This window comes from Bradyrhizobium sp. AZCC 1693 (assembly GCF_036924745.1).
GTDB lineage: Bacteria > Pseudomonadota > Alphaproteobacteria > Rhizobiales > Xanthobacteraceae > Bradyrhizobium.
Genome location: NZ_JAZHSD010000001.1, coordinates 1,648,694 through 1,674,178 on the forward strand (window position 1 = coordinate 1,648,694; position 25,485 = coordinate 1,674,178).

The 25,485-nt window shown below is 64.2% G+C and carries 25 protein-coding genes; 11 read left to right on the plus strand and 14 right to left on the minus strand.

Features of this window, described 5'->3' with window-relative positions:
* Positions 1-2 precede the first annotated feature (2 nt).
* From V1293_RS08145 to V1293_RS08165, 5 genes are all read right to left on the minus strand, one after another.
* A complete protein-coding gene (locus V1293_RS08145; RefSeq protein WP_334508295.1) occupies positions 3-524 on the minus strand; it encodes a hypothetical protein in 522 nt (173 codons plus the stop codon).
* Positions 521-1,924, minus strand: a complete 1,404-nt coding sequence (locus V1293_RS08150) for a GldG family protein (RefSeq protein ID WP_334508297.1) — start codon at positions 1,922-1,924, stop codon at positions 521-523. The genes V1293_RS08145 and V1293_RS08150 overlap by 4 nt, the downstream gene beginning before the upstream one ends.
* Positions 1,925-2,076: 152 nt before the next feature.
* A complete protein-coding gene (locus V1293_RS08155; protein ID WP_334508299.1) occupies positions 2,077-2,778 on the minus strand; it encodes an ABC transporter permease in 702 nt (233 codons plus the stop codon).
* The gene (locus V1293_RS08160) at positions 2,775-3,530 is read right to left on the minus strand and encodes an ABC transporter ATP-binding protein (protein ID WP_334508301.1); all 756 of its coding nucleotides are present in this window, start codon (positions 3,528-3,530) and stop codon (positions 2,775-2,777) included. The genes V1293_RS08155 and V1293_RS08160 overlap by 4 nt, the downstream gene beginning before the upstream one ends.
* A gap of 123 nt (positions 3,531-3,653) precedes the next feature.
* On the minus strand, positions 3,654-4,517 hold the full coding sequence (locus V1293_RS08165) for an N-acyl homoserine lactonase family protein (protein ID WP_334508303.1): 864 nt from the start codon (positions 4,515-4,517) through the stop codon (positions 3,654-3,656).
* A gap of 386 nt (positions 4,518-4,903) precedes the next feature.
* Here V1293_RS08165 and ruvX point away from each other — a divergent pair, with 386 nt between their 5' ends.
* Together ruvX and V1293_RS08175 are read left to right on the plus strand one after the other, a co-directional pair.
* The gene (gene ruvX, locus V1293_RS08170) at positions 4,904-5,386 is read left to right on the plus strand and encodes a Holliday junction resolvase RuvX (RefSeq protein ID WP_334508305.1); all 483 of its coding nucleotides are present in this window, start codon (positions 4,904-4,906) and stop codon (positions 5,384-5,386) included.
* 3 nt (positions 5,387-5,389) lie between these two features.
* On the plus strand, positions 5,390-6,319 hold the full coding sequence (locus V1293_RS08175; RefSeq protein WP_334508307.1) for an AEC family transporter: 930 nt from the start codon (positions 5,390-5,392) through the stop codon (positions 6,317-6,319).
* On the opposite strand, the gene V1293_RS08180 is transcribed toward V1293_RS08175, so the two are convergent.
* The 3 genes from V1293_RS08180 to V1293_RS08190 all read right to left on the minus strand — a co-directional run bounded on the left by V1293_RS08180 (position 6,316) and on the right by V1293_RS08190 (position 9,578).
* A complete protein-coding gene (locus tag V1293_RS08180; RefSeq protein WP_334508309.1) occupies positions 6,316-7,098 on the minus strand; it encodes a CPBP family intramembrane glutamic endopeptidase in 783 nt (260 codons plus the stop codon). The two genes, V1293_RS08175 and V1293_RS08180, sit on opposite strands and share 4 nt — an antisense overlap.
* Before the next feature lie 68 nt (positions 7,099-7,166).
* A complete protein-coding gene (locus V1293_RS08185; RefSeq protein ID WP_334508311.1) occupies positions 7,167-8,810 on the minus strand; it encodes an acyl-CoA dehydrogenase family protein in 1,644 nt (547 codons plus the stop codon).
* A gap of 21 nt (positions 8,811-8,831) precedes the next feature.
* On the minus strand, positions 8,832-9,578 hold the full coding sequence (locus tag V1293_RS08190; protein WP_334516663.1) for a M15 family metallopeptidase: 747 nt from the start codon (positions 9,576-9,578) through the stop codon (positions 8,832-8,834).
* A 233-nt stretch (positions 9,579-9,811) separates the two neighbouring features.
* Here V1293_RS08190 and V1293_RS08195 point away from each other — a divergent pair, with 233 nt between their 5' ends.
* Genes V1293_RS08195 through plsY form a run of 3 tightly spaced genes read left to right on the plus strand, consistent with a single transcriptional unit; the run spans position 9,812 to position 12,694 of the window.
* A complete protein-coding gene (locus V1293_RS08195; protein WP_214493129.1) occupies positions 9,812-10,765 on the plus strand; it encodes an aspartate carbamoyltransferase catalytic subunit in 954 nt (317 codons plus the stop codon).
* Position 10,766: 1 nt separating this feature from the next.
* On the plus strand, positions 10,767-12,068 hold the full coding sequence (locus V1293_RS08200; RefSeq protein WP_334508313.1) for a dihydroorotase: 1,302 nt from the start codon (positions 10,767-10,769) through the stop codon (positions 12,066-12,068).
* A gap of 35 nt (positions 12,069-12,103) precedes the next feature.
* Positions 12,104-12,694, plus strand: a complete 591-nt coding sequence (gene plsY, locus V1293_RS08205; RefSeq protein ID WP_334508315.1) for a glycerol-3-phosphate 1-O-acyltransferase PlsY — start codon at positions 12,104-12,106, stop codon at positions 12,692-12,694.
* Between the two features lie 17 nt (positions 12,695-12,711).
* Here the strand turns inward: plsY and V1293_RS08210 are convergent, their stop codons facing one another.
* From V1293_RS08210 to V1293_RS08225, 4 genes are all read right to left on the minus strand, one after another.
* Positions 12,712-13,311, minus strand: coding sequence for a cupin domain-containing protein (locus V1293_RS08210; RefSeq protein ID WP_334508316.1), 600 nt, complete (start codon positions 13,309-13,311; stop codon positions 12,712-12,714).
* A gap of 57 nt (positions 13,312-13,368) precedes the next feature.
* Positions 13,369-14,205 (minus strand): helix-turn-helix domain-containing protein, encoded by an 837-nt coding sequence (locus tag V1293_RS08215; RefSeq protein WP_334508317.1) that lies wholly within the window; start codon positions 14,203-14,205, stop codon positions 13,369-13,371.
* Positions 14,206-14,340: 135 nt separating this feature from the next.
* Complete coding sequence (locus tag V1293_RS08220; RefSeq protein ID WP_334508319.1) at positions 14,341-15,582, minus strand: amidase; 1,242 nt, start codon at positions 15,580-15,582, stop codon at positions 14,341-14,343.
* Positions 15,583-15,594: 12 nt separating this feature from the next.
* Positions 15,595-15,873: a DUF6959 family protein gene (locus V1293_RS08225; RefSeq protein WP_334508322.1), complete on the minus strand. Its 279-nt coding sequence runs from the start codon at positions 15,871-15,873 to the stop codon at positions 15,595-15,597.
* A 114-nt stretch (positions 15,874-15,987) separates the two neighbouring features.
* Here V1293_RS08225 and dprA point away from each other — a divergent pair, with 114 nt between their 5' ends.
* Positions 15,988-17,106, plus strand: a complete 1,119-nt coding sequence (gene dprA / locus V1293_RS08230; RefSeq protein WP_334508324.1) for a DNA-processing protein DprA — start codon at positions 15,988-15,990, stop codon at positions 17,104-17,106.
* Here dprA and V1293_RS08235 read toward each other — a convergent pair.
* On the minus strand, positions 17,103-17,504 hold the full coding sequence (locus V1293_RS08235) for a winged helix-turn-helix transcriptional regulator (protein WP_334508326.1): 402 nt from the start codon (positions 17,502-17,504) through the stop codon (positions 17,103-17,105). The genes dprA and V1293_RS08235 overlap by 4 nt on opposite strands.
* 100 nt (positions 17,505-17,604) lie before the next feature.
* Here V1293_RS08235 and V1293_RS08240 point away from each other — a divergent pair, with 100 nt between their 5' ends.
* The gene (locus V1293_RS08240) at positions 17,605-18,213 is read left to right on the plus strand and encodes an FMN-dependent NADH-azoreductase (RefSeq protein WP_334508328.1); all 609 of its coding nucleotides are present in this window, start codon (positions 17,605-17,607) and stop codon (positions 18,211-18,213) included.
* A 437-nt stretch (positions 18,214-18,650) separates the two neighbouring features.
* Here V1293_RS08240 and V1293_RS08245 read toward each other — a convergent pair whose 3' ends face one another.
* Positions 18,651-18,905, minus strand: coding sequence for a hypothetical protein (locus tag V1293_RS08245; RefSeq protein ID WP_334438741.1), 255 nt, complete (start codon positions 18,903-18,905; stop codon positions 18,651-18,653).
* 229 nt (positions 18,906-19,134) lie between these two features.
* Between V1293_RS08245 and topA the strand changes: the two genes are divergently transcribed.
* Genes topA through V1293_RS08265 form a run of 4 tightly spaced genes read left to right on the plus strand, consistent with a single transcriptional unit; the run spans position 19,135 to position 25,447 of the window.
* Positions 19,135-21,906 carry a type I DNA topoisomerase gene (gene topA / locus V1293_RS08250; protein WP_334508330.1) on the plus strand — a complete coding sequence of 924 codons (2,772 nt, stop codon included), beginning with the start codon at positions 19,135-19,137 and terminating at the stop codon, positions 21,904-21,906.
* On the plus strand, positions 21,907-24,249 hold the full coding sequence (gene rnr, locus V1293_RS08255) for a ribonuclease R (RefSeq protein ID WP_334508332.1): 2,343 nt from the start codon (positions 21,907-21,909) through the stop codon (positions 24,247-24,249).
* Positions 24,237-24,713, plus strand: a complete 477-nt coding sequence (locus V1293_RS08260) for a DUF983 domain-containing protein (RefSeq protein ID WP_334508334.1) — start codon at positions 24,237-24,239, stop codon at positions 24,711-24,713. Before rnr ends, V1293_RS08260 begins: the two co-directional genes overlap by 13 nt.
* Positions 24,710-25,447 (plus strand): NUDIX hydrolase, encoded by a 738-nt coding sequence (locus V1293_RS08265; protein ID WP_334508336.1) that lies wholly within the window; start codon positions 24,710-24,712, stop codon positions 25,445-25,447. The genes V1293_RS08260 and V1293_RS08265 overlap by 4 nt, the downstream gene beginning before the upstream one ends.
* Positions 25,448-25,485: the final 38 nt, after the last annotated feature.

Below are 25,485 nucleotides of genomic sequence, written 5' to 3' on the forward strand. Positions count from 1 at the left end.
CGTCACGGTGCGCCTCCCGCCCGCTCCCATTCTTCGACAACGAAGGCCGGCAACAGTGCGATCTCCTGACGCCCGTCGAGCCTCGCATAGTGCGACAGGCCCATCGGATTGGTGCCACCGAACGAAATCGCGAACACCGAAGCGCCGGGTCCGCTGACAACGACGCGCAGCCGGGGTGGCGCGAGACCGAACTGCGCCACGCCGGCCCGAGCGACTTCCGCTTCGGTCAGGACGCGGTCCGGTCCCGAGTTTCGTAGAAGCTTGAGCGCACTGTCGAGGCGCGTCTCGAAGGTCGCAGCGGGTGCTCCCTGCGTCGCGCGCCAGCCGGCTTGCGTGCGCACAAAATGCCAATGGCCGTGCGAGGCGATCACATCGACCTCCCGCACGTCCTCGACCGGAATCGTCATCAGCCCCTTCGGCACGAAGGGCTCGAGCCCTGGACCGCCGCGTCCGCCGGTAAACGCCAGCGCCGCGAGGAAACCGGTAGCGCCGAGCGCGGCAACTGCCCAGGCCAGCCGGTTCATCGCCGCCACCACCACATCGCGCTGCCGGCGAATGCTATGAGCCCGGGAATAAGCAGCACCGTGACCAGGAAGATACCGCGCATCTGTTCACCGGTGAGCGAGACCGTTGGAAGCACTTCGACGGGCGGTTTCATCGCCGGCGCTCTTTCCTCACGCGTGAGCCACGCGAGTCCGGCCAGCACGGCGTCGGAGTTGGCCAGATAGGGAAAGAAGGAATTGGAGGCGAAATCGGCATCGCCCACGACAATCATGCGGAAGGCCGCTGCCGATCCTTGCGATCGTCCCTCGGCGGCGAGCGCGATCATCTGTGATGCACGCGGGCCGGACTTGGCGCTTGTCCGTTCCCCGATACGATTTGCGATGACATAGCTGTCCGCGCTGCTAGCGGCTAGAGGCGTCACTTTGACGCCCGGCGCCGGCAAGACCTCCAGCGGCCGCGCGCCGGGATAGAACGATAGCGCCAGCCCACGTGTAGCAGGATGGGAACCGTAGCGCGATACGGCAATCATCTGCTCGTCGATGAAGTAGTGCTCGGTCGGATCGACGATCACGCCGTCACGCACTGCGATGCCGGCGCTCGCAAAGAGAGCCGCGATGCTCTCGTCGAGGGCATAGTCCGGTTCGATCAGGAACATGGCAGAACCGCCGCGCTCCAGATAACTGCGCAGCACGTCAGTTTCGCCGGGGCCGTAGCGGGTTCGCGGGTTGGCTTCGACCATCGCCGCACAATCGTCCGGGATCGGCTGGCCCGTGGCAAAAGAAACCTTGCGGGCGACCAGGCCGAGCTTCTCGATGGCAAGCCTCAGGCGGCCGAGACCGTGCTGTTCCATCAGCACCACACCGGTGCCGGAGGCGTCGTGGCTATGATTGTGGGCACCTTCGAAATGCGTGTGGAACTCGAAATTGTCGATGTCGTATTCGCCATGGCCCGAGGCGAAGCAGATCACGACCTCACGGGTCCGCAGCAGCCGCAACACACCAAGCGCGACCTCCCGATCGTCGGTGGTAATTACTTCGATGCGGCGTTCGCCAAGCCGCAGCACGGCGGAATTGTAGGTCCGCACGCCCTGGCTGCTGGCCAGCGCCGGATTCTGGTCTGCGTCGATCAACTGCACGCGAAAATTCCCGTTCTGCCGCTCGAGCTGCCGCAGCATCGCGCCTAGTGCGCGCGCCCCCGGGTTCTGCTTCTGATAGAAATAGACCACCTCGATGGGTTCGCTGAGCCTGCGCACGACCTCGCGCGCCTCCACCGACGGCGTGAAGGCTTTTTCGTGGGTGAGATCGAGATGGGCGTCGTGCCGAAACAGCGCCACATTGGCGAGGATCGTGACCGCCACGGCGGCAGCGGCGACAAACGTAGCAGAGGCGATGCGGCTGGCGAAAGCAAGCCGCGCCGGCACCTTCAGCCCGGCTGCAAACAGCACAGCCAGTGCGAAAACTACTCCGGCAAACCAGCCCAGATTGATCCAGTCGAGCGCTTGCAGCGGCTCGAGCAGATTGTGAAGAAAGCTCGTGTCCTCGGCCGGCAGGTCGTTCGAGCCTTGCTGGTCGCTCATCGTTGCGCGAGCCCCCAGGCGGTGAGGAACAGCGCAAGCATGCTCGCGGTGACGAAATAGCCGATGTCCGACAGGAACACTGAGCCGCTGACCATCGGTTTGAAATGGCCGATCAGGGAGAGGTTGATCGCAAAGCTGTCGAAGGGCGGCGGCAGCAGATAGGACACCGAATCGGCAAACCAAAGCATCAGGAACGCGCCGATCGACAACGCCGCGGCCACGACCTGGCTCTCGGTAATGCTCGACATCAGGAGACCGACGGCGACTAGCAGCGAGGCGTGGAGCGCGAGCGCCAGATAGCCGGCATAGATCGGTCCCCAATCCGGCTCGCCGTAGCGGTCGAGGATGACGGCGTAAATAAGCGTTAGCGCGAAAATTCCGAGCACGAGCGCCAGCGTGGCGGCATATTTTGCCAGCACGACCGAGAGTTCGTGAACCGGCGCCGTGAGCAGCAACTCCAGCGTTTCTGATCGCCGCTCCTCGGCGAAGGTGCGCATGGTCAGCACCGGCACAAGCAGGATCGACAGCACATACATCTGGTGAAAGATATATTGCAGGTTTGCCACTTTGGTGACGAACAGCGTCAGGCTGAACGTATAGCCCAGCACCAGCAGGAATACGGCCGCAACGGTATAACCGATCGGCGACGTCAGCGTCGCGTTCAGCTCCTTGGCGAACAGGATGCGCAGCGTTCTCATGTCAGCGACAAAAACCAGCTTTCGAGGTCCGGAGTGTCCGTGATCGCCCGGACCCCCAGCAATCGGCCGTCGAGCATCACCGCTACCCGGTCTGAGGTCTTCTCCACCTCGCTCAGGATATGCGAACTCATGAGCACGGTGTGGCGCCCGGCAAGCGAGCGGATCAGCTCCCTCATTTCGATGATCTGGCGTGGATCGAGCCCGTTGGTCGGCTCATCCAGGATGAGGATGTCGGGATCGTGGATCAGAGCCTGGGCGAGAGCGGTCCGCTGCCGATAGCCGCGCGACAGCGCCCGCGTCGGCTTGTTCACCACGGCGCCCAACGCGAGCCGGTCGATAACCCGCTCCGTGGCGGCCGCGACTGCCCGATCGGACAGCCCGCGAAGCCGGCCCATGAACGCAAGGAATTCACCAACGCGCATCTGTCGGTAGAGAGGCGCCGATTCCGGCACATAGCCGATAATCCGTCGCACCGCGAGTGAATCGCGCACAGTGTCGAGCCCTGCCACCGTGAGCCGCCCCGCAGAGGGCAGCAGATAGCCCGCGAGCAGTCGCATGAAAGTGGTCTTGCCGGAGCCGTTCGGCCCAAGCAAACCGAACACCTCGCCGCGGCGGATATCGAGCGTCAGCTGGTCGAGCGCCGTGACGGAGCCGTAGCGTTTGGTGACGCCGACAGCCGAGATGGCGGGAATATCCGTCGCTCGGGTTGGCGCATCACCCGGCGGCGCCGCGTCGATTGACGAGATGGTCATGCAGCGTCCCGAAACAGCAGCGCCTGCCTTGCAGACAAGCTTGCTGCTGCGTCGGCCTCGGCGGGCTCGCCTGGAAGTCTGGCGCGGGCGCTCTACGTGCGAGAGCTCGCGCCGGTTCAACTCTCAATCGTAGAATTCGGGCGCTTTCTTCGTCGCCTTGAAAATCTCCGGATCGTGCCCGTAGAAAATTTGCGCGTTATTGGCGTCGCGCACCAACCGAATGCGCTGATAGCTGCGATAGGCGTCGCCCGGATTCACGGTGCCCGGTATCGGCGGGATGAGGTTCTTGTCCAGGTTTTCCTTGAGATAGACCACGTCGCTCGTGAGGATCACCGTGCCGGTCTTGGGCAGCTTCACGGTCACGAACTGGCTGCCCGGGGTATGGCCGGGCGCACGCATGACGCGCACCGAACCATCGTCGAACAGATCGAGGTCACCGTTGAGACGGATGATGTTCATTTTCTTGGTGTCGGCGAAATCGCCGGGAATGTAATAGACGGAGAAGCCGACATCCGGCCACCAGGCGGCCTTCAGTTCGTCGTCCTGGGCCACGAGCGTGGCATTTGGAAACTGGCCGACGTTGCCGCCGTGATCGAGGTGCAAGTGCCCGACCACCACATATTTGATGTCGTCGGTCTTGAGGCCGATTTTGGCGAGCTGCGCCGGAATCGCATCATCCTTCGTCATCTTGAGGCCGAAGCCCTTTGCGAGCGGTCCCCACCATCCCTCGGGATCGGTTATCGTCTTGTCGTTGTTTCCGGTATCGATAATGACGTTGCCCTTGGGATGTTTGAGCACGTAGAAGCTCACCGGTGCCCAGTCGATATTGCCTTGGCCACCCATCTGCAGAGCCGCCTTCGGGAAGCCGCCCAACGAGCCGGATGAGAAGACGTAAAGTTTCGGGCCATCCTGTGCGGGCGCCGGCGCGGCAACTGCCGCAAGGCCGAGCGCGATAGCTAGACTCAAGACAACATGCTTCATCGTCATAGCGTGTCCTCCTTCGCCTTCATTTTACGGGCTGTCTATGCAGCCACGAAGCGTCGCCCCGACGCGGTCGAGGCCGGCCGCCCGAGAATAGATTGGGCCCCACCAAAAGCAAGTTGGGAATGCCATTTGAGAACAGGCCCCTCTCGGTCAACGCCGCTTTTTGCCGGCCTTTTTCTTAGCCTTCAGCACCTCCGCCCGACTGTGATAGGCCTTCGCCACATTTCAAAAAAACTTGGGAAACCTCGGCGTCTGAAGCGGACCGCGCCATCCCGCCGACATAGCAGGCAAGAAAAGCGCCTCGGTCGAAGGCGGATAAATCCGACTTCGATCGGGAGACGTAAAGTGGGCGCTTTGCCTGACAGGCATACCGCGTGTTAAGCGGGGTGATGCCCGCCCCTATCCTCCCCTTGATCGATGCCGTCACCCACTGGCCCGAACGCGGCGCCCTCGTCGGCCTCGATCTCGGCACCAAGACCATCGGCGTTGCCGTGTCCGATCCCGACCGCCGCCTGGCGACCGGCGTCGAGACGATCCAGCGCAAGGCCTTCAAGGCCGATGCGGCGCGGCTGCTGGCGATATCGGGCGAACGCAACGCAGTCGGCTTCGTGCTCGGCCTGCCCATCAACATGGACGGCAGCGAGGGTCCGCGCGCGCAATCGACCCGGGCCTTTGCCCGTAATTTTTCCAACCTCACGGGACTCGCCATCGCGCTATGGGACGAACGGCTCTCGACGGCGGCCGTCGAGCGCGAGCTGATCGGAATGGACGTGTCCCGCGCCCGCCGCGCCGAGGTGATCGACGAGCATGCAGCCATGTTCATCCTGCAGGGCGCGCTGGACCGGCTTTCGAAGCTGCGCGGGGACGCTTAAGCGATGGCGGTCGTCATTGCGGCGCTGCTGCCGGTGTTCTTGCTGATCGTGCTCGGCTTCATCTTGAAGCGGACCCTGATACGGCCCGAGACGCAGTGGCATGGGCTGGAACGGCTAACTTACTACGTGCTGCTCCCGGTCTTTCTGGTACAGACGCTGGTCAAGGCCGATCTGAGCACGGTGCCAGTTGGCGGCGTCGGAGGCGCCCTGCTGCTATCGGCGCTCGCGATGTCGCTGCTCTGTCTTGCACTACGCCCCCTGCTCGCTCGCGCCGCCGTTGACGGTCCCGCCTTTAGCTCGATGTTCCAGGCCGCGACACGCTGGCAGACCTATGTCGCACTCGCCGTGTCCGGCAGCCTGTTCGGCAATCTCGGGCTGGCGCTGGCATCCGTCGCGATGATCGCCATCGTCCCGCTGGTCAACGTGCTCAGTATTGCGGTGCTTGCCCATTACGCCTCGCCGGAAAAGCGTCCGGCCGCGTCAATTGTCATGACGGTGGTGCGCAATCCCCTGATTTGGGCCTGCGCGATCGGGCTGGCGCTCAACGTCACCCACATTCCGCTGCCCAGGCTTTGGCACGAGGTGGCGGACGCGCTCGGGCGTTCCTCCCTCGCCATCGGCCTCCTGGTAACCGGCGCCGGCCTGCATCTCGAAGGCCTGTTCAGGCCCAGCCTCGCCGCCAGCGTCGCCGTGTTCCTCAAGCTGGTGCTCATGCCGGTGATCGCCGTCGCACTGGCGTTGCAATTTGGAATTGCCGATTCCAACCTCGCCGTCGTGACGATTTGTTCAGCGGTACCCACAGCATCAAGCTCCTATGTGCTGGCGCGGCAAATGGGCGGCGACGCACCGCTGCTGGCGCAGATCATCACGCTGCAGACGATTCTGGCGGCGGTGACGATGCCGGTTGCGATTGCGCTCGCTGCGATGTGCTAGCCCGATCCGGCCAGCCAAAACGTCTGAATCGTCGCGGCCAGATTATTGATGCCGTGCAGGACGATCGTCAGCCAGGTCGAATTGGTGCGATAACGCAGATAGCCCAGCAACAGGCCGATAGAAAACACCTCGCCAAAGCAGAACCAGTCATACTGCAGATGCAGCGAGGTCCAGGCCAGCGACGACAGGAAGATGGCGCCGGCGACGCCGAGCCTTGATTCCGACCAGCCACGATAGAGGAAGCCGCGTGCAAATATCTCTTCCCACATCGGCGCGGCGACGCAGAACGCGATCACGAGCAGCCATAGCGCGCCGTCGGCTTGCGCGGATTTCAGCACCTCGCCCATGAAGCCCGGTGTCACCTCGCGCCCGAGCGCCCGCGACAGCAGGTCCCAGCCGCCGACAAGGATGACCAGCGCCGCGACGCCGATGAAGAAATTGCGCCATGAGGTCCAGCGCAGCGCCAGATAATCGGTGAAAGATATCCGCGTTGGACGGATCGCGATCCACGTCGCCAGCAGCACGGCGGGCAATCCCAGGATGACCGAGAGCGAGATGGTCAGACCGCCGCCGACGACATGGATCGCTTCGGCGACGTCGAACGATCCGCCCTTCCGCAACACAAAGTAGACGATGACCGCGACCTGGCCGAGGAACATCCCGACAAAGATGAACAAGCCCCACAGCGCGGTGCCCCAGAACTTCCAGACGCGCGGCGGCCGCTGATCGGGAATCGCTTGTGGAACTGCAACGGCGCTTGCGGGAGTGAGGGAATCCATCAGATGGCTTTCATTGGTGAGACCATTCTCTCTTTGTCATGCTGGCCGTGACGGCGGGTGCGACGTATTCACGGCAGCGCGCGCTCCAGCAGGCCTCTTATATCGTCATTGGCCAGATCGACCGCGCCGTACATGCCGGCGTGATTCCCGGCAAGGCGCGTGGCTGCGAACAACTGCGCATGCCGCGGCGACACGGCATTGAGCGCTGCAGAAGCCGCTAGCAGCGCCAGCTTTTCGACCGCCAGCCGCGCCACACGTTCGCTGTCCGGCCGGCGGAACGCCTTGCCGATGAAGGTGATCACCTCACCCGCGCCCGGCAATCCGAGCGTCTCACCGGTCAGTTCATGCACGATGCTGGACGCCACTTCCGGATCGCGCGACAGCGCGCGGAGCACGTCGAGGCACATCACATTGCCGGAGCCTTCCCAGATCGCATTGACCGGCGACTCCCGGTAGTGCCGCGCCAGAATACCCTCTTCGACGTAGCCATTGCCGCCGAGGCACTCCATCGCCTCATAGAGAAAGCCCGGCGCGCTCTTGCACACCCAGTATTTGATGGCCGGCGTCAGCAGCCGCATATAGGCGGCTTCCTTGGCGTCAACGGGCGCACGGTCGAACGACCGGCACAGCCGCATCACCAGCGCGACAGACGCCTCGACATGCAGCGCCATGTCCGACAGCACCGCCTGCATCAGCGGCTGATCGGCGAGATGCTTTTGGAACACGCTGCGGTGCCGCGCATGATGCAGCGCATGCGCAAGGCCCGATCGCATCAGGCCGGCGGAAGCAATCGCGCAATCCTGCCGCGTCAACTGCACCATCTGGATGATGGTGCGGATCCCCTTGCCCTCGGCGCCGACGCGTTCGGCATAGGCGCCGTGAAACTCTACCTCAGAGGAAGCATTCGAGCGGTTGCCGAGCTTGTCCTTCAGCCGCTGGAACCGGATCGCGTTGATCGAGCCGTCGGGCGCAAAGCGCGGCATCAGGAAGCAACTCAGTCCCTCCTCCGCCTGCGCCAGCACCAGGAAGCCGTCGCACATCGGCGCCGACATGAACCATTTATGCCCGATGATACGGTAGGCGTCCCCGTCGCGCTCCGCCCACGTCATGTTGGAGCGGACATCCGTGCCGCCCTGCTTCTCGGTCATGCCCATGCCGAGCGTCATGCCCCGCTTGGTCCACCACGGCGCAAAGGCCGGATCGTAGGACCGCGTGCCGAGCACCGGCATCACCCTGGCCAGCAGATCGGGCTGTTCCGCCAGGGCGGCGACGGAGGCCCGCGTCATGGTGATCGGGCAGAGATGTCCGGTCTCGACCTGCGAGGCCAGGTAGAATTTCGCCGCGCGGATCACCTCCGACGCGCCACCGGCCGGCTTGCCTGCCGCACTCCACGTCGAATTGTGCACGCCGGCATGCGCGCTATGCGCCATCAATTCGTGATAGGCGGGATGAAACTCGACCTCGTCGCGGCGGTTGCCTCTGGCATCGAAGGTGCGCAGTTTCGGGTTATTCTCGTTGGCCATGCGGCCGCGCTCCGCCATCGCCGCCGAGCCCCAATGCCTGCCGAATTCTGACAACCCGCTCTCGGCCGTAGCGCCGCCATTGGCGGCGACCGCCTCGACCAATGGCCGGTCGACCGCATAGAGATCGACATCTTCGAACGGCGGCGACTGGTTGAAGACCTCGTGGGTCGCAAATGTTGCCTGGCTCATGGCTGGTCCTGGAACCCTGAATCACTTCCGCGGTGTGATCGGGAAATCATAGGCCTGCCCGCCCGCTCCCGGCAGCGAAAAGTGCCACCACTCCTTCGAATAGTTTACAAATCCTCGCCGCGCCATCACCAGAACCAGCTTCTCCCGCCAGCGGCGCTGGGCCGCGGTGATGGATTTCGCCGCCGTGTGTGACTTGACGTCGGAACAATCATAGCCGGTGCCCATGTCGACGCTGCCGTCCGGCGCGCGAAGGCTCACGTTGGCGGTGCAGTCGCCATAATTCTTCGCAGGATCGAACACGGCCGAGTTATCGGCTTTCAGATCGACCAAAGTGAGGTCGAGCGCGGCGCCGGTGGAATGGCCCGAATGGGTAGCGATGTACCCCAGCCGAAACAGGTCGGCCTTGCTGAAAGCCGGATTGTAGCGCTTTCCGGCCACCGTCTCCTTGCCATCGCGCGACCAGGTCACCATGTCGGCAACCGCGCGCGTCGGCCGGTAGCAATCGAACATCTTCAGCGACAGGTTCTGCAGCGCAAGTTCTTCCTGAACGCTCTTCAGCAGCACGCCTACCTCGCGCTTCACCACGCATTCGGCGGCTTGATACCCCTTGAGGGGACGGCCGACGAAATTGTTGGCGCCGGCGTAGCGCATGTCCTGAATGATGGTCGGATCGATATCGCGCAGATAGACGAAGCCGGCGGGCAGTTTTGGCGCCTGCGCGGCGGCGCTCGCCAGGCAACCCGCCGCGAATATCGCCGCGAGTGCCATCCGCCTTCCCGCAGCCCTGCCGACGATCGCCAATGCCCGCAACATCCGGACGGATTGAATGAAATGCCGCGCGTTCTTCAGGGCTTGATGCATCGCGGCCACCCTAGCGGAAACCAGCGGCACGAAACACCGGCAGGCGCCGTTTACCCTGTCGCCGAAGCGCTAGTGGATAAGTCCGCACGCGGGATTTGACGCTTGCCCTGCGTGGCATCTCTGCCTATAGCAAGGCTTTAATGACCCCTGCATCGAAATCGACCTTCGTCCTCGGGCACCGGCATCTGCTGGGAATCGAGGGGCTTTCCGCTGCCGATATTACCGGCCTGCTCGACCTTTCCGAGGAATATGTCGAGCTCAATCGCCAGGTGGACAAAAAGCGCACTAGCTTGCGCGGTCGCACCCAGGTGAACCTGTTTTTCGAGGCCTCGACCCGAACCCAATCCTCGTTCGAGCTGGCGGGGAAACGGTTAGGGGCCGACGTCATGAACATGTCGGTATCCTCATCCTCGATCCGCAAGGGCGAGACGCTGATGGACACGGCTGTCACGCTCAACGCCATGCACCCCGACATCCTGGTGGTGCGGCACCACGCCTCCGGCGCGGTGGAACTTCTGGCGCGCAAGGTTGACGGTTCCGTGATCAATGCCGGCGACGGCGCTCACGAACATCCGACCCAGGCGCTGCTCGACGCGCTGACCATCCGCCGCAACAAAGGCCGGCTGGAAGGGCTCGTGATCGCGATCTGCGGCGACGTGATGCATTCCCGCGTGGCGCGCTCCAATATCCTCCTGCTCAACACCATGGGCGCCCGCGTCCGCGTCGTCGCCCCCTCCACGCTGCTGCCGCGCGGCATCGAGCGGATGGGCGTCGAAGTCGCGCGCGACATGCGCGAAGGCCTCAATGGCGCCGATATCGTGATGATGCTGCGGTTGCAGCGCGAGCGCATGAACGGCTCGTTCGTGCCGTCGAGCCAGGAGTACTTCCACTATTTCGGTCTCGACCAGAAGAAGCTCGCTTACGCCAAGCCGGACGCGCTGGTGATGCATCCGGGGCCGATGAACCGCGGTGTCGAGATCGACTCGATCGTGGCGGATGGCGCCCAATCGCTGATCCGCGAACAGGTGGAAATGGGAGTGGCGGTGCGGATGGCGGTGCTCGAAGCACTCGCCCGCAACCTGCCGAATGCTTAAGATGCTGACCGAACGACGCCCGATCCTGCTTGCCAATGCCCGCGTCGTCGATCCCTCAAGGGATTTCGACGGCCCCGGCGACGTCCTGATTGCCGACGGCACCATCCGCGACTCCAAGCGCGGCATCGGCGCGGCCGGCGTGCCAGAGGGCACCGACATCATCAATTGCGCGGGCAAGATCGTCGCCCCCGGGCTGATCGACATGCGCGCCTTTGTCGGCGAGCCCGGCGCCAGCCACCGCGAGACGTTTGCCTCCGCCAGCCAGGCGGCAGCCGCCGGCGGCATCACCACCATCATCTGCCAGCCGGATACTTCGCCCGTCATCGACAATTCGGCGACGGTGGACTTCGTGCTGCGCCGCGCCCGTGACACCGCGATCGTCAACATCCACCCGATGGCTGCGCTGACAAAGGGCCTGGGCGGCGAGGAGATGACCGAGATCGGGCTTCTGAAAGCCGCCGGCGCCGTCGCTTTCACCGATGGCGACCGAAGCGTCACCAACGCCCAGGTGATGCGCCGTGCCCTCACCTATGCCCGCGATTTCGACGCGCTGATCGTGCACCACACCGAAGACCCCGACCTGGTCGGCGAAGGCGTGATGAACGAGGGCGAATTCGCAGCGAGGCTCGGCCTGGCCGGCATTCCCAACGCCGCCGAAGCTGTCATGCTGGAGCGCGACATGCGCCTCGTGGCGCTGACCGGCGGGCGCTATCACGCCGCCTCGCTGTCCTCGATCGAGTCGCTGGAAATCCTCAAGCGCGCGCGCGACGCCGGCCTCTATGTCAGCGCATCGGTGTCGATCAACCACGTCACGCTGAACGAAAACGATATCGGGCCCTACCGGACCTTCCTGAAACTGTCGCCGCCGTTGCGCACCGAGGAGGACCGCCTCGCGCTGGTTGCGGCCGTCGCCTCCGGCCTGGTCGACGTCGTGATGTCCGATCACAACCCGCAGGACGTCGAGGTCAAGCGGCTGCCGTTCGCCGAAGCGGCGGCCGGCGCGGTCGGGCTGCAGACCATGCTGCCGGCGGCCCTGCGGCTGATCCACAACGGTGAGATGGATTTCAAGACGCTGATCCGGGCGATGTCGACACGGCCTGCGGAACTGCTTGGCCTCCCCGGCGGCTCGCTGCGCGCGGGTTCCCCGGCCGACGTCATCGTGATCGATGCCGATACGCCCTGGGTGCTCGATCCCGCCGACCTGAAATCGCAGTGCAAGAACACGCCGTTCGATGAAGCCCGCTTCTCGGGGCGCGTCGTGCGTACTATCGTGGGCGGGCGGACGGTCTATGAACATGTCTGATTCGTGCGAAACGGGCCGCGGTGGGAGCTACCGCCATGTCTGACGCATTCCTCATCGTCGCCTTCCTGCTCGGCTATCTCTTCGGCTCGATCCCGTTCGGCCTGGTGCTGACCAAACTCGCCGGCACGCAGGATCTGCGCTCGATCGGAAGCGGCAATATCGGCGCCACCAACGTGCTGCGCACCGGCCGCAAGGGCCTCGCCGCGGCCACCCTGATCGGCGACATGCTCAAGGGTACGATCGCGGTCATCATCGCCGGCTATTGCGGCGGCGCAAACGCGGCGATGCTGGCCGCGCTCGGCGCCTTCCTCGGCCACCTCTTCCCGGTCTGGCTCAAATTCAACGGCGGCAAAGGCGTTGCCACCTATATCGGCGTGCTGATCGGCCTGTTCTGGCCGGCGGCCCTGATGTTCTGCCTGATCTGGTTGGCTACCGCCTTCACCACGCGATACTCCTCGCTCTCGGCGCTGGTGGCAGCCTTCGTCACGCCGCTGTTCCTGTGGTGGTTCGGCCACCCCGCGCTGGCGTCACTGTTCGTCGTGTTGACGTTGCTGCTGTTCTGGAAGCACAGCGAGAACATCAAGCGGCTGCAGGCCGGGACCGAAGGGCGGATCGGGGCGAAGTAGGACGGGCGCCCCGGGCCCTACTCGGCCGGGCTCGGCGCGAGCTGCCGCTCTTCGCGGAGCGGCTCGATCGCCATCCGGTACCCGCAGAGCTTCGCCACCGGCGCCAGCACTGCGAAGATGAATTTCTGCAGGAAGATCGGCGGGCCCGCGAGATAGAGGTGGTCGCGATAGGTGTGCAGCACCAGCGCGATCATGAGAAAATTCGGATCACCCTTGCTGGAAAACCACTCGGTCCGATGCGCGGCAAGGGTTGCGAAATTCGCGAAGAAGCGAAGCTGCTGCTGCGCCGGCCTGAACTCGATCTCCAACTCGGCCGCACCGTCGCCGGCATTGGCAAAGAAGTGCGGCTTGCCGCGTGGCACGACCGCGGTTTCGCCGCTCTCGACAATCTGTTCCCTGCCCTCGACGACAATTTTGATGCGGCCCGACTTCACCGCAAAATGCTCGTCCGCACCGGGATGGACATGAAGCAGCGCGTTCCCGCCGCCCGAACCGCCTTTTTCCAGGATGACCTCGAAACGGGCCACCGCCGGGTCATCGACCGGGCCTGAGAACACGAACGTCTCCTTGTTGAAGGCGTTGCGCAGCTTCGTTCCGCGCTTGATTTCGGTCAGCATTATCCATCTCCTCATTTCATGCCGTCCACCGGCCCCGGAGATGCGCTGCCTAATGAGCTAGGTTACGAATGTATTGTAAAAACCCGACACCGCGAGTTGTGCGTTCCAGCCGCGGCGTTCGGCAGCCAGCGTGCCGCGAAAGAACGCTTGGGGCGGTGCACCGACCAGCGACCTGAAGTCGTTGGTCAGATGCGCCTGGTCGTTGTAGCCGGCCGCATAGGCGACGTCGGCCCAATCGTTGCCCTTCAGGCGCGTGGCGATGACCTTTTCCATCCGCGCGACACGGGCGAACTGCTTCGGGCTGATGCCGGTCAGCGTCTTGAAGCGGCGCTGCAGGCTGCGTTCGCCGACGTCGAGACGCGAGGCGAGGTCTTTCATCGAGACCGCTGGATCCTGCTTGAGCGCACGGATCGCGCGATGGACGACAGGATCGAACCGGTTGGCGGCGACCCGGTCGCGCAGGAACTGCCGCATTCGCGCCACGCGCGCTTCCGCATGCTCAGCTTCCGCAAGCATTTCTTCCAGCAAGGATGCCTCGCGGTCTCCAAAAATGTCTGACAGTTCCACGCTGGCATCGGTCATATCGGCCAGATCGCAGCCGAGCACGCGGCAAGACTCTTCGGCCTTCAGCCGGACCAGCACGACGCCGAGCGGACCACTGGGACGCAGGGTCATCGCCCTGGTTTGCATCCCATTGGCGGTGCGCTTGTACCGAGGCCGATGCGCCGCCGTCATCGCCGCACGATAGTGCACGATCAGGACGGGCGACGTCGTCGGCAAGACCTTTATCGTGAGTGCGCGGGCCGAGCGCGCATCGTCGAAATCGGCGTCCCAGATCGCTTCGGCGAAATCGCCGAGCGCCTCGCCTGCCGGAAAGAAGTGAGATTGAGGCATGCCTGATTGTCGTTCCTGCCGAAAAAACCGTCCTTGTGAGCTCTGTTTGTCGGCGTTCCCTCAGTCAGGTTGCGTCGTTTTGCTCAAATAAATTTGGATTGACTTCCCGAAATCGACGGACCACGCCCGGCGGTCTCATTGCCGCTTTAGCGCGTCCTCGACGAAGCGCGCCGCCGCCAGTGCCGCGGCATCAGCGCCATATCGTGCAATGACCTGCACGCCGACCGGCAATCCGCCGTCCGCGATGAGCGTGGGAACATTGACGCAAGGTACGCCCATCAACGTCCATAGCCGGTTGTAACGGGCGTCGCCGGTCGAACTCAAACCCTGTGGCGCAGCGCCGGGCGCCGACAAGGTCAGCAGCACATCGACCTCTTCGAACACTTTTGCCAGTGCGTGTCTGGCGCGGCTCGCTATGCCCATCGCCTCGTCATAGGCGGCCGGTGTCGTCCCCTTGCTCTCGTCGAGCCGTGCGCGCAGCAGCGGCGCCATCGCATCGTAATTTTCGCGGTATTCCCAAGCCAGCGCCTGATGCGCCTCGAATTCCTGAATCACCGGATGGGCCTGCCACGCCTCCGCAATGATCTCAGGCAAATCAAGCGCCCGCACCGAAGCGCCGGCGCGTTCCGCCGCGCGCGCCGCAATCTGCAGTGCCTCCGCGCCTGACGCTTCCGGCGCACCCGCAAAATCCTGCGTCACGATGCCGATGCGCGGCGTCGAAATGCTGGGCGGCAGCAGCAATTCGGGCCGGCCCGTCATTGCGGAAAGCCCGCGCGCCACGTCGTCCACGCCGGCCGCGAACAGGCCGACCGTATCGAGTGTCCACGAATAACACTTCACGCCAACCGTCGGCAGCAGGCGGTACGACGGCTTGATCGCGGCGACGCCGCAAAACGACGCGGGGCGGATCACCGAACCGCCGGTCTGCGTTCCCAGTGCGAGCGGGATCATGCCGGCCGCCACCGCTGCCGCCGAACCGGACGATGATCCGCCGGGCGTATGACCGTGGTTGTGCGGGTTGAGCGTCGGCGTCGGGTCGATGGAGGCGAATGCGGTGGTCGTGGTCTTGCCCACGATGGTCACGCCCGCCTGCTTCAGCATCATCACCACAGCCGCATCGCCGCGCGGCCGATATCCCCGGTAGATCGGCGAGCCCATTTCGGTCGGGAAATCCGCCGTATCCATGATGTCCTTGATGCCGACCGCAATGCCGCGCAGCGGCCCGGCGCTTTGCGCGCGGACGTTTTCGGCACGGCAGACGAAAGCGCCGATAGTCTTCTCCTGCGCGGCGATCGCTTCCAGCGACTGCGCGACGGCGTCGGCGGGTGAAAGTTCGCCGGCATCGATGCGGCGCTGGAGGGCAGCAAGTGAGATCATGGTATTGCCTAACTAGGTGAGAGGCGCCTCGCTGAACGGAAGAGGCAATTGGTGCTCGACCAGGACTGTCTTGTAGTGGGTAAGCGAGGCCCACAATGCATTTCTCAGTTCATTGGCCGCGTCGAAACCCGGCGCGCCACGCCCGATCGATGCACACACTTCGTCGGCGCGCCGGCAGAGAACGTAGAGGCTGTCGCCCTGAATCAAGAAACCCGGAAAATGGCGGCCCGGATATCGCATGACCGCCGCGTTCGTCGTATCCGAGTATATTTCGACGGGTTCAACGTGCATTCCTGACATCCTGACTGATCGGGACACATTCAATGTGACCGGGTGCTCTGCCCCTTGCAAGACCATTGCCCACGCGCTCAGGTTGCTTCATGCTGCCGAAGCACGGAGCTGAATTTGGACGCGATCAGCATACCCCACCTCTCCGAGACCGACCGGGTCGACCGGCTGCGGTTGATCCGCAGCGACAATGTCGGGCCGCGAACCTTTTATTCGCTCCTCAATCATTTCGGCAATGCGCGCGCGGCGCTGGAGCGGCTGCCCGATCTGGCGCGGCGCGGCGGCGCTAATCGTTCGGGGCGCATCTGCAGCGAGGAGGAAGCGCGGGCTGAGATCGCCGCGGCGAAAAGGATCGGCGTCACGCTGGTCGCGCCCGGCGAAGCCGCCTATCCGCCGCGGCTGGCAACGCTTGAGGATGCGCCTCCCTTGCTCGGCGTGCGTGTACGCGCTGCGCCCGACGTCCTGATCCGGCCGATGATCGCGATCGTCGGCTCGCGCAACGCTTCCGGCGCCGGGCTGAAATTCGCCGGCCAACTGGCGCGCGATCTCGGCGACGCCGGCTTCGTCGTCATCTCAGGCCTGGCGCGCGGCATCGATCAGGCCGCGCATCGCGCGACAGCCGAAAGCGGCACGGTCGCGGTGCTGGCCGGCGGTCACGACCGGATCTATCCGCCGGAGCATGAGGACTTGCTCGCCGCCCTGCTCGATCAAGGCGGCGCGATTTCAGAAATGCCGCTCGGCCACGTGCCGCGCGCCCGCGATTTTCCCCGGCGCAATCGCCTGATCTCGGGCGCGTCGCTCGGCGTCGTCGTGATCGAAGCCGCGCACCGCTCTGGCTCGCTGATCACGGCGCGGATGGCCGCCGAACAGGGCCGCGAAGTCTTTGCGGTGCCCGGCTCGCCGCTCGACCCGCGCGCCGCCGGCACCAATGATCTGATCAAGCAGGGTGCAACCCTGGTCACCGAAGCCAGTGACGTCATCAATGCGGTGGCGCCGATCATGGAGCGGCCGATCGTGCTCGAGGCGCGTGAAGGCGATGACGCGCCGCTCGACTTCGACACCGATCCGGGCGAACGCGAACGCGTCGTCGCCCTGCTCGGGCCAAGCCCGGTCAGCCTCGACGATCTGATCCGGATGTCGGGGCTATCAGCCACCATCGTTCGCACGGTGCTGCTCGAACTCGAGCTCGCCGGCCGGCTGGAGCGCCATGGCGGCGGGCTGGTGTCGCTGCTCTAACCCTTCTCATTGCGCGCGTCGAAATTCGTCCGCGCGCCCTCGATCTCCGGCAGATGCGCGAACGCCCATTGGCCGAGCGCCTGCACCGGCTGCGCCAGCCCGCGGCCGAGATCGGTTAGCTCGTAGTCGACCCGCGGTGGGATGGTCGGAAAGATCGTGCGCGTGACCAGCCCGTCGCGCTCCAACCCGCGCAAGGTGAGCGTCAGCATCCGCTGCGAAATGCCGCCGATCTTGCGCTTGAGCTCGTTGAAGCGCATCGGCCCGTCGATCAGCATCATGATCACCAACACGCTCCACTTATCGCCTACGCGGGCCAGCACGGAAGCTACCGCGCGGCAGCTGCCCTCGGCATGCGGGCCCGGAGGCATGGCAGGCACATTCTTGTGCTCGGGTCTCATGGATGTGCTCGGGTGTAAAAAATGTGCGTTCTTGCGGGGGTTTGCCACGGTCACTCATATAGCGCCAGTTACAAATCTATACCAAAGGGTGACATCAACCATGAAACTTCTGCACATCGACTCCAGCGTTCTCGGCCCCCATTCCGTCAGCCGCCAGGTTTCTGCCGCCATCGTCGAACGGCTGCGCAAGGCCAATCCGGGCCTGGACATCAGCTATCGCGACCTCACGCTCGTGCCGTTGGCGCATCTCACCGGTTCGCACCTCGCCGCCGGCCAGGGCGCTGCGCCGGAGATCGCCCTGCAGGCCGACATCGCCGCGGGTCAGAGCGCGCTGGAGGAGTTTCTTGCGTCAGACATCATCGTGCTCGGCGCACCCATGTACAATTTTACGATTCCAAGCCAGCTCAAGGCCTGGATCGACCGCATCCTGGTCGCGGGCAAGACGTTCAAGTACGGCGCGCAGGGCGTCGAAGGTCTGGCAGGCAACAAGCGCGTCATCGTCGCGATCTCGCGCGGCGGCTTTTATGGCCCGGGCACGCCGACCGCTGTCGGCGAGCATCTCGAAACCTATTTGCGCTGGGTGTTCGGCTTCATCGGCATCAAGAGCCCCGAATTCATTTCCGCCGACGGCATCCAGATCGGTCCCGAGTACCGTGAAAAAGCCGTGGCTGATGCATTGGAGGCGGCAAGCAATCTCAACGCGGCATGATCCATTGCTGCACAGCCCGCCGTCGCCAGACGGCGGGCTGGCGTCGCGGATCCAGTGCGGAGCTAAGCCCAGAAATTCTGCATGCTCATCAAAACCACGATGAGCGAAACCAGAAGGCCTGCTCCCGAAAACAACGCGACCGACACAAGTTCGTGCGTATCGGAGTGATGCGAGGCGGACGAAACAGGGGTCGACGGCGAGATATGAACGGCGTTGGGCATATCGGCCTCCCTCTACAAACGCCAAGCCCTATTCTGCTCCTAAAAGGTGTCCTCGCACCTGCGACAAATATTCACGCGACATGACCGACCGGCGCGACCGCCGGGCAGAAGCGCGAAGCGCGTCTTCGCGCCAGATGTCCCGGCCATCCACGTCTTTCTTGCACGATGGCGGAAAGACCGTGGAAGCCCGGCACCAGGCCGGGCATGACCGAGCACTCACGACAGCTTGTGTTTGCTCCGGGTGCGCAGGCGCTCTTCCGCCTCGAGCTGCGCCATGCCGAGCAGATGGCTGAGCACCTCCAGCCGGTGGCGCTCCGCCAGCTTGACCAATTCGGCAACGGTCTCCGCGATGAAGGCCACGGCCTCGTCGGGGCCGCCCTCCTCACCTCGTTCAGCGGTGCGTTCCTCGGGTGGCGAGTCCCGACGTTTGCCTGAAGCTTTCCGCTTCCGGCCGCCTCCAGCCTTGCTCAAAAAACTTGCATCCAATTAAATACAATATTGCCCAAAAATAACCCCTTTGGTGGCGCAACTCTAGCGCGTATTTCGCAACCCGACAGATTAAAAGTCGCCCCCAAAGGTTCCCTGACGGCATCTATACATTTGACAGGGGCCGCCTCACTACCCATGTTCGGGTCCAATCGGTGGGCCGCGAGTCTCGCGGAACCCACCTTTATCTTTTCCCGCAAGCCATTGGAATGACATGAATATCGTCATCGTGGAGTCGCCGGCGAAAGCCAAGACTATCAACAAGTATTTGGGCGCCTCCTACGAGGTTCTGGCCTCGTTCGGCCATGTTCGCGACCTCCCCGCCAAGAACGGTTCCGTCGATCCGGACGCGAATTTCCAGATGATCTGGGAGGTCGACCCGAAGGCTGCCGGCCGACTCAACGACATCGCCAAGGCGCTGAAGGGCGCCGACCGACTGATTCTCGCAACCGACCCTGATCGCGAGGGCGAAGCGATCTCCTGGCACGTACTGGAGGTGATGAAAGAGAAGCGCGCGCTGAAAGATCAAAAGATCGAGCGCGTGGTGTTCAACGCCATCACCAAGCAGGCGGTGACGGATGCGATGAAGGCGCCGCGCCAGATCGACGGTGCGCTGGTCGACGCCTATATGGCACGCCGGGCGCTGGATTATCTGGTCGGCTTCACGCTCTCGCCTGTCCTCTGGCGCAAGCTGCCGGGCGCGCGCTCGGCAGGCCGTGTGCAGTCGGTCGCGCTGCGGCTGGTCTGCGACCGCGAACTCGAGATCGAGAAATTCGTCCCCCGCGAATATTGGTCGCTGGTTGCGACGCTGACGACGCCACGCGGCGACAGTTTTGAGGCGCGCCTCGTCGGCGCCGACGGCAAGAAGATCCAGCGGCTCGACATCGGCTCCGGCGCCGAAGCCGAGGACTTGAAGAAGGCCATTGAAGCGGCGAACTTCACGGTTTCGACCGTGGAAGCAAAGCCCGCGCGCCGCAATCCGCAGGCGCCCTTCACCACCTCGACGCTGCAGCAGGAAGCGAGCCGCAAGCTCGGCTTTGCGCCGGCGCACACGATGCGGATCGCGCAGCGGCTCTATGAAGGCATCGATATCGGCGGCGAGACCACCGGCCTCATCACCTATATGCGAACCGACGGCGTGCAGATCGACGGTTCCGCGATCACGCAGGCCCGCAAGGTGATCGGCGAGGATTACGGCAACGCCTACGTGCCGGACGCGCCGCGCCAGTACCAGACCAAGGCCAAGAACGCGCAGGAAGCGCATGAAGCGATCCGCCCGACCGACTTGTCGCGACGGCCCGCCGAGATGCGCCGCCGCCTCGATACCGATCAGGCGAAACTTTATGAACTGATCTGGATCCGCACCATCGCGAGCCAGATGGAGTCGGCCGAACTCGAACGCACCACCGTGGACATCGCGGCGAAAGCCGGTTCCCGCGTGCTGGATCTGCGCGCCTCGGGCCAGGTCATCAAGTTCGACGGCTTCCTCGCGCTCTACCAGGAAGGCAAGGACGACGACGGCGACGACGAGGATTCGCGCCGCCTCCCCGCCATGAGCGAGGGCGAAGCGCTGAAACGGCAGGCTCTTGCCGTCACGCAACACTTCACGGAACCGCCGCCGCGCTTTTCGGAAGCGTCGCTGGTCAAGCGGATGGAAGAGCTCGGCATCGGCCGTCCCTCGACTTACGCCTCGATCTTGCAGGTCCTCAAAGACCGCGGCTACGTCAAGCTGGAAAAAAAGCGGCTGCATGGCGAGGACAAGGGCCGCGTCGTGGTCGCGTTCCTCGAAAACTTCTTCTTGCGCTATGTCGAGTATGACTTCACCGCTGATCTGGAAGAACAACTCGACCGCATCTCCAACAACGAGATTTCCTGGCAGCAGGTGCTGCAGGACTTCTGGCGCGGCTTCATCGGCGCCGTCAACGACATCAAGGATCTCCGTGTCGCCGAGGTGCTGGACGCGCTCGACGACATGCTGGGGCCGCACATCTATCCGCCGCGCGCGGATGGCGGTGATATCAGGCAGTGCCCGACCTGCGGCACCGGCAGGCTCAATCTGAAGGCCGGAAAATTCGGCGCTTTCGTCGGCTGCTCGAACTATCCGGAATGCCGCTACACCCGTCCGCTCGCCGCCGACAGCGAGGCGAGCGCCGATCGCGTCCTCGGCAAGGACCCGGAAACCGATCTCGACGTGACGGTGAAGGCCGGACGCTTCGGTCCCTACATCCAGCTCGGCGAGCAGAAGGATTATGCCGAGGGCGAAAAGCCCCGGCGCGCCGGCATCCCGAAGAACATGTCGCCCGGCGACATGGAGCTCGAACTGGCGTTGAAACTGCTGTCGCTGCCGCGTGAAATCGGAAAACATCCGGAGACCGGCGAGGCGATCACCGCCGGCATCGGCCGCTTCGGCCCGTTCGTGCGCCACGAAAAGACCTATGCGAGCCTGGAAGCCGGTGACGAGGTATTCGACATCGGGCTCAATCGCGCGGTGACGCTGATCGCGGAAAAGATCGCCAAGGGACCGAGCGGCCGCCGCTTCGGCGCTGACCCGGGCAAGCCGCTCGGCGAGCATCCTAGCCTTGGCGGCGTCGCGGTGAAGAGCGGTCGCTACGGCGCCTACGTCACGGCCGGCGGCGTCAACGCCACGATCCCGAGCGACAAGACGCCGGAGACGATCACCCTTGCCGAGGCCATCGCGCTGATCGACGAGCGCGCGGCCAAGGGCGGCGGCAAGCCGAAGCGCGGCGCCAAGAAGGCTGCAGCGAAGAAGGCCGCGCCGAAGAAGGCCGCAGCCAAGGCTGCCGATCCCGACGCGCCGAAGGCTGCCAAGAAGGCGCCAGCGAAGAAGGCTGCGGCGAAGCCGAAATCGGATGCCGTCAGCAAGGCGCGCGCGCCGGTCGCGTCCGCCGCCAAGACGTCGGCGGCGAAGCCCGCCACTGCACCCAAGACGCCTGCGAAGAAGAGCGCGGGCAAGGCCCGGGGATAAGTGAAGAGAAAACACGACCCTGGCTTTCCGAGCCGGGACGCCATCGTTGCCTTTATCCGTGCCCATCCAGGCAAGATCGGCACACGGGAAATCGCTCGCGAGTTCGGCCTGAAGAATGCCGACCGCGCCGAGCTGAAGCGCATCCTGCGCGAGCTCGCCGACGAAGGCGCCATCGCCAAGCGCGGGCGGAAGATCCACGAGACGGCCGTTCTGCCCCCGACCGTGATCGCCGACATCACCGGACGCGACACCGACGGCGAATTGCTCGCCGCTCCCACCGAATGGGACACAGAAGAGGGAGGCCCCGCGCCGAAGATCCGCATCCATGTCCCGCGCCGTCTGCAACCGGGCACCGCTGCGGGTGTCGGCGACCGAGCCCTGTTGCGGATCGAAAAGGCTGATGAGGGCGAAGGCGCCCCCTATCGCGGCAGAATCATCAAGATCATCGATCAAGCCCGGACGCGCCTGCTCGGCATCTTCCGCAAGCTGCCTGGTGGCGGCGGCCTGCTCGTTCCCGTCGACAAGAAGCAGGCCGGGCGTGAACTAAACATTGCGCCATCGGACACCGCCGGCGCCGAGGACGGCGACCTCGTGAGCGTCGATCTGGTTCGCTCGCGCGGCTATGGCCTCGCTTCCGGCAAGGTGAAGGAGCGGCTCGGCTCGCTATCGAGCGAAAAGGCGATCAGCCTGATTGCGATCCACGCCCACGAAATTCCGCAGGCCTTCTCTCCTTCCGCCTTGCGCGAAGCCGAGGCCGCCGAGCCTGCGGCGCTGAAGGGCCGCGAGGACTGGCGCGATTTGCCGCTCGTCACCATCGATCCACCCGACGCGAAAGACCATGACGACGCGGTGCACGCCGCGCCTGACCTCGACCCGAACAACAAGGGCGGCTACATCGTCCATGTCGCCATTGCCGACGTCGCCTTCTACGTTCGGTCGGGCTCGGCGCTGGATCGTGACGCGCTGACGCGCGGCAATTCGGTGTATTTTCCGGATCGCGTGGTCCCGATGCTGCCCGAGCGCATCTCCAACGATCTCTGCTCGCTGGTGCCCGGAGAGCCGCGCGGCGCGCTCGCGGTGCGGATGGTGATCGGCCCCGACGGCCGCAAACGGTCGCACAGCTTTCATCGCGTGCTGATGCGGTCGGCCGCCAAGCTGCATTATGCGCAGGTACAGGCTGCGATCGACGGTCGGCCCGACGATACCACCGGCCCGCTGCTCGAGCCGATCCTGAAGCCGCTCTACGTGGCCTATGCGCTCGTGAAACTCGCCCGCGACGAGCGCGACCCGCTCGATCTCGATCTGCCCGAGCGAAAGATCCAGCTGAAGCCCGACGGCACCGTCGATCGCGTCATCGTCCCCGAGCGGCTCGACGCCCACCGTTTGATCGAGGAGTTCATGATCCTCGCCAACGTCGCCGCAGCCGAAATGCTTGAAAAGAAAGCGTTGCCGCTTATCTATCGGGTGCATGACGAGCCGACGCTGGAGAAGGTTCATAACCTCCAGGAGTTTCTGAAAACGCTCGATCTGCCGTTCGCCAAGACAGGTGCGTTGCGCCCTGCTCTGTTCAATCGGGTACTCGGCCAGGTTCGCGGCGAGGATTACGAGCCGCTGGTCAACGAGGTGGTGCTGCGCTCGCAGGCGCAGGCGGAATATTCGGCGGAGAATTATGGCCATTTCGGCCTCAACCTTCGCCGCTATGCGCATTTCACTTCGCCGATCAGGCGATATGCGGACCTGATCGTGCATCGTGCGCTGATCCGTGCGCTCGGCCTCGGCGAAGGCGCGTTGCCGGAGACCGAGACGCTGGAAACACTCAGCGAGGTCGCGGCGCAGATTTCCGTGACCGAGCGCCGCGCGATGAAAGCGGAGCGCGAGACGGCCGACCGGCTGATCGCGCATTTCCTCGCCGATCGCATCGGCGCGACGTTTCAGGGCCGTATTTCCGGCGTTACCCGCGCCGGGCTGTTTGTGAAGCTTTCGGATACCGGCGCCGACGGACTGATCCCGATCCGCACGCTCGGCACGGAGTACTACAATTACGACGAGACGCGCCACGCGCTCGTCGGCTCACGCAGCGGTGCCATGCACCGGCTGGGTGACGTTGTCGACGTGCGTCTGGTAGAAGCAGCACCAGTGGCCGGCGCGTTGCGGTTCGAGCTGTTGTCGGAAGGCCAGGTCATTCCGCGCGGCAGAAAACGCGACGGCTCGAAAGCGTCGACACAGCCGTCGAAATCGCATCCGGGCCGCAGCCCGCGCGACAAGGTTCGCAAGTCCCACAAGGGCAAGTCCGGTAAAGCCAAGCCCGGCAAATCGAAGAAAGGCAAGTCATGGAAACGGTAAGTCCCACGACATGGACCCGCGATTCCGCGCACGCCGAAAAGCGCGATCTCTGGACGGCGATGAGGCGCGGCTTTCGCTGCCGCTGTCCGCGGTGTGGCGAAGGCAAGATGTTTCGCGCCTTCCTGAAAACCGCCGATCATTGCTCGGTCTGCGGGCTGGATTTCTCGCCGCACCGCGCCGACGATCTGCCGGCCTATCTCGTGATCGTCATCGTCGGCCACATCGTGGTACCGGCGGTGCTGTGGATCGAAACCAATTATTCGCCCGCGGTGTGGCTGCAACTGGCGATCTACCTGCCGCTCACTTTCATTTTATCGCTGCTGCTGTTGCAGCCCATCAAGGGCGCGGTGGTCGGCTTTCAATGGGCATTGCGCATGCATGGCTTTGATGAGAATGCCCCTGGCGACATTCCGCCCGTAAAGCTAAACCGAAAAGAACAAGAGCATCAAACGGGGATGGAATGACCGAAGCTGCGACCGCCGTACAAGAAGGAAAAGAAGCCGATCACCATCCCTATTTCCGGCCCAAGGATGCAGCCACGCTGATCCTGATTGATCGCTCGGGCGACAAGCCGAAGGTGCTGGTCGGGAAGCGCCACGACAAGGTGGTGTTCATGCCGGGCAAGTATGTTTTCCCCGGCGGCCGCGTCGACAAGTCGGACAACCGCATTCCCGTTGCCGCTCCCATCTCCGCCGAACTCGAAGCCAACCTTCTGAAGGGTAGTCCGAAGATCGCGCCATCCCGGGCGCGCGCGCTGGCGGTTGCCGCGATCCGCGAAGCCTGCGAGGAAACCGGCCTTTGCCTTGGATGCAAGGTCGAGAAGCCGGTCAAGCTCAAGGGCGCTTGGCAACCGTTTGCGGAAGCAGGCCTGCTGCCCGATCCATCCGGCCTGTTCCTGATCGCGCGCGCGATCACCCCGCCCGGCCGCGTCCGCCGCTTCGACACGCGCTTCTTTACCGCTGATGCTTCCAGCATCGCCCATCGCGTCGAAGGCGTGATCCATGCTGATGCCGAATTGGTCGAACTGGTGTGGGTCGAGATCGGCTCAAAACCGCTCGCCGACGCGCATGCCATGACCAAGAACGTCCTCGCCGAACTCGACCGCCGCCTCGCCACCGGTCCGCTGCGCCACGACGCACCGGTGCCGTTCTTTCATTTCTACGGCGGCAAGATGCAGAAGGACGTGTTGGGGACGTAAGCCTCCGCTCTCTCCCGTCATTGCGAGCGAAGCGAAGC

What these genes read in the sequence shown, in the direction of transcription:
- V1293_RS08155 (WP_334508299.1), bottom strand. Translation starts at nt 2,778, where the DNA reads ATGAGAACGCTGCGCATCCTGTTCGCCAAGGAGCTGAACGCGACGCTG.
- V1293_RS08240 (WP_334508328.1), top strand. Translation starts at nt 17,605, where the DNA reads ATGAAACTTCTGCACATCGACTCCAGCGTTCTCGGCCCCCATTCCGTC.
- V1293_RS08215 (WP_334508317.1), bottom strand. Translation starts at nt 14,205, where the DNA reads ATGCCTCAATCTCACTTCTTTCCGGCAGGCGAGGCGCTCGGCGATTTC.
- V1293_RS08190 (WP_334516663.1), bottom strand. Translation starts at nt 9,578, where the DNA reads ATGGCACTCGCGGCGATATTCGCGGCGGGTTGCCTGGCGAGCGCCGCC.
- V1293_RS08185 (WP_334508311.1), bottom strand. Translation starts at nt 8,810, where the DNA reads ATGAGCCAGGCAACATTTGCGACCCACGAGGTCTTCAACCAGTCGCCG.
- V1293_RS08220 (WP_334508319.1), bottom strand. Translation starts at nt 15,582, where the DNA reads ATGATCTCACTTGCTGCCCTCCAGCGCCGCATCGATGCCGGCGAACTT.
- V1293_RS08160 (WP_334508301.1), bottom strand. Translation starts at nt 3,530, where the DNA reads ATGACCATCTCGTCAATCGACGCGGCGCCGCCGGGTGATGCGCCAACC.
- ruvX (WP_334508305.1), top strand. Translation starts at nt 4,904, where the DNA reads ATGCCCGCCCCTATCCTCCCCTTGATCGATGCCGTCACCCACTGGCCC.
- V1293_RS08165 (WP_334508303.1), bottom strand. Translation starts at nt 4,517, where the DNA reads ATGACGATGAAGCATGTTGTCTTGAGTCTAGCTATCGCGCTCGGCCTT.
- V1293_RS08265 (WP_334508336.1), top strand. Translation starts at nt 24,710, where the DNA reads ATGACCGAAGCTGCGACCGCCGTACAAGAAGGAAAAGAAGCCGATCAC.
- V1293_RS08200 (WP_334508313.1), top strand. Translation starts at nt 10,767, where the DNA reads ATGCTGACCGAACGACGCCCGATCCTGCTTGCCAATGCCCGCGTCGTC.
- V1293_RS08195 (WP_214493129.1), top strand. Translation starts at nt 9,812, where the DNA reads ATGACCCCTGCATCGAAATCGACCTTCGTCCTCGGGCACCGGCATCTG.
- V1293_RS08180 (WP_334508309.1), bottom strand. Translation starts at nt 7,098, where the DNA reads ATGGATTCCCTCACTCCCGCAAGCGCCGTTGCAGTTCCACAAGCGATT.
- V1293_RS08210 (WP_334508316.1), bottom strand. Translation starts at nt 13,311, where the DNA reads ATGCTGACCGAAATCAAGCGCGGAACGAAGCTGCGCAACGCCTTCAAC.
- topA (WP_334508330.1), top strand. Translation starts at nt 19,135, where the DNA reads ATGAATATCGTCATCGTGGAGTCGCCGGCGAAAGCCAAGACTATCAAC.
- V1293_RS08260 (WP_334508334.1), top strand. Translation starts at nt 24,237, where the DNA reads ATGGAAACGGTAAGTCCCACGACATGGACCCGCGATTCCGCGCACGCC.
- V1293_RS08175 (WP_334508307.1), top strand. Translation starts at nt 5,390, where the DNA reads ATGGCGGTCGTCATTGCGGCGCTGCTGCCGGTGTTCTTGCTGATCGTG.
- plsY (WP_334508315.1), top strand. Translation starts at nt 12,104, where the DNA reads ATGTCTGACGCATTCCTCATCGTCGCCTTCCTGCTCGGCTATCTCTTC.
- V1293_RS08225 (WP_334508322.1), bottom strand. Translation starts at nt 15,873, where the DNA reads ATGCACGTTGAACCCGTCGAAATATACTCGGATACGACGAACGCGGCG.
- V1293_RS08145 (WP_334508295.1), bottom strand. Translation starts at nt 524, where the DNA reads ATGAACCGGCTGGCCTGGGCAGTTGCCGCGCTCGGCGCTACCGGTTTC.
- V1293_RS08235 (WP_334508326.1), bottom strand. Translation starts at nt 17,504, where the DNA reads ATGAGACCCGAGCACAAGAATGTGCCTGCCATGCCTCCGGGCCCGCAT.